General features: G+C 66.6%; 8 protein-coding genes. All 8 read left to right on the top strand.

The genetic code is table 11. The annotated features are described in order from the left end of the window. Positions 1 to 402 precede the first annotated feature (402 nt). Positions 403 to 621, top strand: a complete 219-nt coding sequence (locus SPHV1_RS23815; RefSeq protein WP_054948476.1) for a hypothetical protein — start codon at positions 403 to 405, stop codon at positions 619 to 621. Beyond that, positions 618 to 2,747: a TonB-dependent receptor gene (locus SPHV1_RS23810; RefSeq protein ID WP_054948475.1), complete on the top strand. Its 2,130-nt coding sequence runs from the start codon at positions 618 to 620 to the stop codon at positions 2,745 to 2,747. Before SPHV1_RS23815 ends, SPHV1_RS23810 begins: the two co-directional genes overlap by 4 nt. Before the next feature lie 4 nt (positions 2,748 to 2,751). Continuing rightward, positions 2,752 to 3,765 (top strand): NADP-dependent oxidoreductase, encoded by a 1,014-nt coding sequence (locus SPHV1_RS23805; RefSeq protein WP_054948474.1) that lies wholly within the window; start codon positions 2,752 to 2,754, stop codon positions 3,763 to 3,765. 5 nt (positions 3,766 to 3,770) lie between these two features. Then, a complete protein-coding gene (locus tag SPHV1_RS23800) occupies positions 3,771 to 4,697 on the top strand; it encodes a 3-keto-5-aminohexanoate cleavage protein (protein WP_082431149.1) in 927 nt (308 codons plus the stop codon). Between the two features lie 25 nt (positions 4,698 to 4,722). Next, on the top strand, positions 4,723 to 5,163 hold the full coding sequence (locus SPHV1_RS23795) for a nuclear transport factor 2 family protein (RefSeq protein ID WP_048575648.1): 441 nt from the start codon (positions 4,723 to 4,725) through the stop codon (positions 5,161 to 5,163). A gap of 25 nt (positions 5,164 to 5,188) precedes the next feature. Continuing rightward, entirely contained in the window at positions 5,189 to 5,917 is a 729-nt protein-coding gene (locus SPHV1_RS23790) for an SDR family NAD(P)-dependent oxidoreductase (RefSeq protein WP_025549443.1), read from the top strand. A 19-nt stretch (positions 5,918 to 5,936) separates the two neighbouring features. Beyond that, positions 5,937 to 6,668, top strand: coding sequence for a glucose 1-dehydrogenase (locus tag SPHV1_RS23785; protein ID WP_025549444.1), 732 nt, complete (start codon positions 5,937 to 5,939; stop codon positions 6,666 to 6,668). 16 nt (positions 6,669 to 6,684) lie between these two features. Further along, a partial coding sequence (locus SPHV1_RS23780; RefSeq protein ID WP_197277804.1) for an acyl-CoA dehydrogenase family protein occupies positions 6,685 to 7,459 on the top strand: 775 nt, incomplete at its 3' end.

Genomic DNA, 7,459 nt, shown 5'->3' with positions numbered 1-7,459 from the left:
AAAGCCGAGCCGACAGGGCGAACCGGCGGCGCCGAGATTGTCCACGACATCAAGGCGCCGCATCGAAAGACCGCCAACCGCCCCTGACCCCCACGATCGATGCGGGGCGGGGCGGCAGGACAACAGGGCTTTCCGGAGAGGAAATGCGATGTTCATCGAGAGCATTTGGTATGTCGCCGCCCGCTCGCGGACAATCGGCGCGCCGCGATCATGCGCCCCACTTCCGTCCGACCGTTCCGGCCCCGCCGGTCTGGCGCCTTGCCCGGCGGCTGTGGAAGCGCGCCCGCCGCTGACCTGAACGAAGGGCATGCGGCCCGGGAAGATGCCGCGCCAAGGAATGAACAAACAACCCGGCTGCCCCACCAGATCAGGCAGTCAGGGCTTGAACGAGGGAGAGGAAAAATGAGGAAGCCCATATGCGTCCTGCTCGCGACCAGCGCGCTCGTCGCTCCGCTGTGCAGCCATGCGCAATCCCCGGCCGAACAGGCCGAAGCCGCGCCGCAACGCGACCTTGCCGTGGGCGAGATCATCGTCACCGCGCAGAAGCGTGAGGAACGGCTGAACGACGTGCCGGTCTCCATCACGGCGGCCTCCGCCAGCCAGCTTGAAATGCGGGCGTGACCCAGCCGTCGGACCTGGTGAAGATCGTTCCCGGCTTCACCTATCAGCCGAGCGCCTATGGCACGCCGGTCTTCACGATGCGCGGCATCGGCTTCTACGACGTCGCCGTCGCCGTGGCCCCGGCGGTCAGCGTCTATGTCGACCAGGTGCCCCTGCCCTATCTCGCCATGACGCAGGGGGCGTCTCTCGACGTCGAGCGCGTCGAGGCGCTGAAAGGGCCGCAGGGCACATTGTTCGGTCAGAATTCGACCGGCGGCGCGATCAACTATATCGCGGCCAAGCCGACCGACCACCTCGCCGCCGGCATCGACCTCAGCTATGGCCGGTTCGACCAGGTGGATGCGCAGGGCTTCGTCAGCGGCCCCATCGCGGCCAATCTGAAGGCGCGGCTCGCGGTGCGCCACGAATATCGCGACGGCTGGCAGATCAGCCAGACCCGCCCGTCCGACCGCCTCGGCCGCCGGGACTATTCCACCGCCCGCCTGCTGCTCGATTGGGAGCCCACCGACACGCTGCGCTTCGAATTCAACGCCAATGGCTGGATCGACCGGAGCGAGACGCAGGCGGCGCAGTTCGTGAAATATGCCCCGACCGTGGCTCCGTCGGCGGGCGGCTATACCGACATCACGGCAGAACTGGAAGCCGCCGTCCCGGCCCCCAACCGCAGCCGCATCGCGGACTGGGACCCCGGCGCCGACCTTCGCCGCGACGACAGCTTCTACCAATTCTCGCTGCGCGGCGACCTGGACGTCAGCGATGCCGTGACCCTGACCTCGATCAGCGCCTATTCGCGGTTCAGGCAGCGTTCGCCCAGCGACACCGACGGCGTGCCGCAGAATAATTTCCTGCTGACGATCAACGCCGACATAGAGACGGTGTCGCAGGAATTGCGGCTCGCGGGCATGGCGGGTCCGATCCGCTGGATGCTCGGCGGCAATTACAGCCACGACACCACCGGGGACGACCAGCGCGGCGATTATGTCGCCAGCAACAGCGGCGTGGGGCCGTTCCGCTACACATCCTTCATCAACAGCAACCATCAGAAGATCTCGACCAAGGCGGTGTTCGGCAGCCTCGACTATGAGCTGACGGACAGGGTGACGGCGCAGGTTTCGGCGCGCTACAGCGACCAGCGCAACCGGTTCAGCGGCTGCCTGCTGGACGTGGGGGACGGCCTGATCTCCAACGCGTTCAGCTTCCTGTCGAACCTGTCGCGCAATTTCGATCCGCCGACGGTGGCGCTCGCGCCGGGCGCCTGCGCGACGCTGGGCGAAGTCGGCTATGGCACGCCCTTCATCCCGGTGCCCAGCGTCGAAAAGTCGCTGAAGGAGGATAATATTTCCTGGCGCGCCAGCCTCAACTGGAAACCGAATCCCGACAGCCTGCTCTACGCCAACGTCACGCGCGGCTATAAGGCGGGCAGCTTCCCGACGGTGCCCGGCCTTTTCCCCAGCCAGTTCGACCCGGTGACGCAGGAATCGGTGCTCGCCTATGAGGCCGGCTTCAAGCTTTCGCTGCTCGACCGGCGGCTGCAACTGACGGGCGCGGGCTTCTATTACAAATATGACGACAAGCAGATCATCGGCTACATCACCACCGCCTTCGGCAATCTGCCCGGGCTGGTGCAGGTTCCGAGGTCGAGCGTCCGCGGCGCGGAGCTGAGCGTCAACTGGCGGCCCGTCGACGGGCTGACCTTCAATGGCGGCGCGACCTATGTCGACTCGCGCGTCGACCGGAGCTTCCTCGCCAACGATCCCTATGCCGCCGTCGTCGACATCAAGGGCGAACCCTTTCCCAGCACGCCAAAATGGCAGCTCAACGGCGATCTCGACTATCGTTTCGCGCTGACCGGCAATCTCGACCTCTCGCTGGGCGGCAATGTCCGCTACCGCTCGCGCAGCGTGGCGGCGTTCGGGGGAGCGCCCGAATTCGCCCTGCCCGGCTATGCCGTGCTCGACCTGCGGGTCGGCATCGAAAGCCCGGACAGCGGATGGAAGTTCCAGCTCTGGGGCCGCAACGTCACCAATAAATTCTACGTCACCACCGTCACCCATGTGGTCGATACGGTGGCGCGCACCACCGGCATGCCCGCCACTTATGGCGCGACGCTCAGCTACAGCTATTGATGCGATGAACCATGCCGTCATCCTTGCGCGCCGTCCGCAGGCCATTCCCCAGAGCGAGCATTTCGCGCTGGAGGAACGCCCCATGCCCGTTCCCGTCGAAGGACAGATATGGGTGCGCAACCATTATCTGTCCGTCGAGCCCGCCATGCGGGGCTGGCTGAGCGATGCGAGCAACTATTCCGACCCGATCCATGTCGGGGACGTCATGCGCGCCTTCGCCGTCGGAGAGGTGGTGGAATCGCGGCACGGCGATTTCGCGCCGGGCGACAGGGTGATGGGCCTGTTCGGCTGGCAGGAGCATGCGGCGGTCGACCAGTCCGCCATATTGCTGCGCATTGCCGACACGGACCTGCCGCTGTCGCTCTATCTCGGCATATTGGGGCTGAACGGCGTCACCGCCTATTTCGGGCTGCTCGACATCTGCGCGCCCCGTCCCGGCGAGACGGTGCTCGTCTCGACGGCGGCGGGTTCGGTGGGGTCCTGCGTGGGCCAGATCGCCGCCATATCGGGCTGCCGCACGGTCGGCCTGGCGGGCGGGCCGGAAAAGCGGCGCCAGTGCCTGGACGAGTTCGGCTATGACGCCGCGATCGACTATCGCGGCGAGCCCGATCTGGATGCCGCCATTGCCCGCGCCTGTCCCGACGGGGTCGACATTTATTTCGACAATATAGCCGGGCCGATCAGCGACGCGGTGCTGCGCCATTTGCGCCTGCATGCGCGGATCGCCGTTTGCGGCACCGCCTCGATCGCGAGCTGGGACCCCTGGCCGCAGGGTGCCCGGCCCGAGCGTCACCTGCTGGTGAAGCGGGCGACGATGCGCGGATTCCTGACGTTCGACTATGCCGATCGCTTCGATGAGGCCGTCACCCAGTTGTCGGTCTGGCTGCGCGAGGGACGGCTGCATTACCGCGAGGATATATTGGAAGGGCTTGGCGAAGCCCCCGGCGCAATAGCGCGCCTCTATTCCGGGCAGAATCAGGGGAAGCTGCTGATCCGGCTTCCCGCAGCGAAGGATTGAACCGCGTGTCGAAGGTCATCATCAGTTGCGCCCTCACCGGCGCCGTCCACACCCCCACCATGTCCCCCCATCTGCCGGTGACGCCCGACGAGATCGCGCAACAGGCGATCGAGGCGGCCGAGGCCGGCGCATCCGTCCTCCACCTTCATGCGCGGGACCCGGAAACGGGCAGGCCGACGCCCGATCCCGGTGTGTTCATGCAGTTCCTGCCGCGCATCAAGCAGGCGACCGACGCCGTGGTCAACATCACGACGGGCGGCGGCCAGGGCATGTCGCTCGACGAGCGGCTCGCGGCGCCGCTGCGCGCATCGCCGGAGCTTTGCTCGCTCAACATGGGATCGATGAATTTCGGCATGTATCCCATGCTGGAGCGTTACAAGAGCTTCCAACATGACTGGGAAGCGGCGCATCTGGAGGCTTCGCGCGACTGGATCTTCAAGAACACCTTCAGGGATATAGAGCTGATCCTGGAGCGGCTGGGCAAGGGGCACGGCACCAAGTTCGAGTTCGAATGCTACGACACCGCCCATCTCTATACGCTCGCCCATTTTCTGGACCGCAAGCTGGTGACGCCGCCGCTGTTCGTGCAATCCATCTTCGGCCTGCTCGGCGGCACCGGCGCGGACACGGAAAATCTGCTGCACGCCAGGCGCATAGCGGACAAGCTGTTCGGGGACGATTATCGCTGGTCGGTCATGGCGGCGGGCAAGCATCAGATCCCCTTCGTCACCATGGGCGCGATCAACGGCGCGAACGTCCGCGTCGGGCTGGAGGATTCGCTTTATGCGGGCAAGGGACGGCTCGCCCGGTCCAATGCCGAACAGGTGCGGCTGATCCGATCGATCCTGGAGCCCTTGTCGCTGGAGGTGGCGACACCGGCGGAGACGCGTGAGATATTGGCGCTGAAGGGCGGCGACAATGTCACCTTCTAGAGCAATCGAAAGGGAGGGAGAGCCCATGGCCGAGCAGCAGGACCATTCGCCCCGCATCATGGCGGTGATCGACTATTTCCGGCGGGGCGACGCGGGCCGGCCCGACATGCTCGACGGGTTCACCGACGATTTCGAATTTTTCTTTCCCAAATTCGGCATCGGCCGGGGCCGCGAGGACTTCATGGCCTTCGCCGCCGGCCTTGTGGGTTCGTTCAAGGCGTTCGGGCACGATATTGACGGGCTGCGCTTCATCGAGAGCGGCGACAGCGTGGTAGTCGAAGGCACCACGCGCGGCGAAGACAGGGAAGGCGCGACATGGGCAGGCGGCACGACGCCGGGCGGGCGCTTTTGCAGCGTCTTCGAATTTCGCGGCGCGCTGATCGCCCGCATGCACATCTATCTCGACCCCGATTACACCAGCCGGGACGAGGCGCGGTTCCTGTGGGGCAGGGACCGGCGCTGGTGATCGCCATGAAGGAGGAGAGGTTCGCATGAGCAGGCTGCAAGGCAAGGTCGCCCTGATCACGGGCGCGGCAAGCGGCCAGGGCGCGGCGGAAGCGCGGCTGTTCGCGGCGGAGGGCGCGAAGGTGGTCGTCACCGACCTCAACGAAGCCGGAGCGGCGGTCGCCGCCGAACTGGGAGCCAACGGTCATTTCGTTCGCCATGACGTGGCGGAACAGGCCGATTGGGCGCGGGTCGTGCGCGAGGCGGAGGAGCGCTTCGGGAAGATCGACATTCTGGTCAACAATGCGGGCGTCTACAAGCCCGCGCCCTTGCTGGAGACGGACGCCGCGCTGTGGGACCTGCACTATCGCGTCAATCAGCTCAGCGTCTTCCTGGGGATGCGCGCCGCCGCGGAGGCGATGGCGAAGACCGGCGGCGGCGCCATCGTCAACATCTCGTCGGGCGCGGGCCTGGGCAATGTTCCCGGCATCTTCGCCTATGCCACCAGCAAATGGGCCGTGCGCGGCATGAGCAAGCTGGCGGCGTCGGAACTCGCGCCGCTCGGCATCCGCGTCAATTCGATCCATCCCGGCATCATCGACACGCCGATGCTGGGCGAGAACACGCCCGAACGGCTGAAATTCTACGAGGACATGATCCCCATGAAGCGCATCGGAACCACCGACGAGGTGGCCCGGCTGGTGCTGTTCCTCGCCTCCGACGAGGCGAGCTACGTCACCGGCGCGGAAATCACCGTCGACGGCGGGATCGGCTGAAGGATCGAAAGGACATCATATGGGGCGGTTGCAGGGCAAGGTTGCCATCATCACCGGCGGGGGGCGCGGCATCGGCCGCGCCACCGCGGAACTCTTCGCCCGCGAGGGCGCGCAGGTTCATGTCACCGACGTCAACCCGCCCGACGCGCCCTATGACGATCCGGCGATCCGCTTTTCCATCATGGACGTCGCGAACGAAGGGCAATGGGCGGAGCTGGTGGAGGGCATCGTGGCGCGTCATGGCGCCGTCGACATCCTCGTCAACAATGCGGGCATCGGCGGGTCGCAACTGCCGCTTGCCGATGAGAATCTGGCCGACTGGGACCGGGTGATCGCGGTCAACCAGACCGGCGTCTTCCTGGGCATGCGCGCCGTGCTGCCGGGCATGCGCGCCAAAAGGGCGGGGTCGATCGTCAATTTCTCGTCGATCTGGGGGATCGCGGCGGTCCCCGGCGCGGCCGCCTATCATGCGTCCAAGGCGGCCGTCCGGCACCTGACCAAACATGCCGCCGTCACCTATGCGCCGGACAATGTGCGGGTGAACTCGATCCATCCCGGCATCATCGCCACCCCCATGGTGCTGGAGGATCAGGCGGAGGAAACCAGCGCCGGGGTGGTGGCGGCGACGCCGCTGGGACGCATGGGCCAGCCGATCGAACTGGCCAATGGCGTGCTGTTCCTCGCCAGCGACGAATCCAGCTTCATGACCGGCGCCGAACTGGTGATCGATGGCGGCTATCTTGCGCAGTGACGCGGCTATCGCATCCATGACGCGGGATAGTCTGGACGAACTGCTCGCGCGAACGGACGCCTTCATCCGCGACGTGGTGATCCCCTTCGAAACCGACCCCCGGATCGGCGGTCACGGCCCATCGGACGCGCTGGTCGAGGATTTGCGGGCGCGGGCGCGCCATGCCGGCCTCATCGCCCCCCATCTGCCGCCGGAACTGGGCGGACAGGGGCTGGACCATGCCGCGACGGCGCGGCTGTTCCGGTCGGCCGGCTATTCGCCGCTCGGACCGCTGGCGATGAACCTGGCGGCCCCGGACGAGGGCAATATGCACCTCCTCGCCCGCGTGGCCACCCCGGCGCAGATCGACCGCTTCCTCCGGCCGCTTGCCGCCGGGACGACGCGGTCGGCCTTCCTGATGACCGAACCGGCGGACGAGGATGGGGCCGGTTCCGACCCCTCGATGCTCAGGACCGTGGCGCGCCCCGATGGCGACCATTGGATCATCGACGGGCGCAAGAGCTTCGCGACAGGCGCGGAGGGCGCTGCCTTCTCGATCGTCATGGCGCGCACGGGGGAGTCGGCCACCATGTTCCTTGTCGACATGGACAGCCCCGGCATCACCGTCGAGCGGCTGCTCGACACCATCGATGGGACCATGCCCGGCGGCCATGCCGTCGTGCGGCTCGACGGCGTGCGGGTGCCCGCGACCCGGATACTCGGGGAGGTCGATCAGGGCTTCCGCTACGCGCAGGTGCGTCTGGCGCCCGCGCGCCTCACCCATTGCATGCGCTGGTGGGGGAGCGCGAGGC

Source organism: Novosphingobium sp. KN65.2 (genome assembly GCF_001368935.1).
GTDB lineage: Bacteria > Pseudomonadota > Alphaproteobacteria > Sphingomonadales > Sphingomonadaceae > Novosphingobium > Novosphingobium mathurense.
This window is presented reverse-complemented; position numbering and strand designations above follow the sequence as displayed.

What these genes read in the sequence shown, in the direction of transcription:
- SPHV1_RS23815 (WP_054948476.1), top strand. Translation starts at nt 403, where the DNA reads ATGAGGAAGCCCATATGCGTCCTGCTCGCGACCAGCGCGCTCGTCGCT.
- SPHV1_RS23785 (WP_025549444.1), top strand. Translation starts at nt 5,937, where the DNA reads ATGGGGCGGTTGCAGGGCAAGGTTGCCATCATCACCGGCGGGGGGCGC.
- SPHV1_RS23790 (WP_025549443.1), top strand. Translation starts at nt 5,189, where the DNA reads ATGAGCAGGCTGCAAGGCAAGGTCGCCCTGATCACGGGCGCGGCAAGC.
- SPHV1_RS23795 (WP_048575648.1), top strand. Translation starts at nt 4,723, where the DNA reads ATGGCCGAGCAGCAGGACCATTCGCCCCGCATCATGGCGGTGATCGAC.
- SPHV1_RS23805 (WP_054948474.1), top strand. Translation starts at nt 2,752, where the DNA reads ATGAACCATGCCGTCATCCTTGCGCGCCGTCCGCAGGCCATTCCCCAG.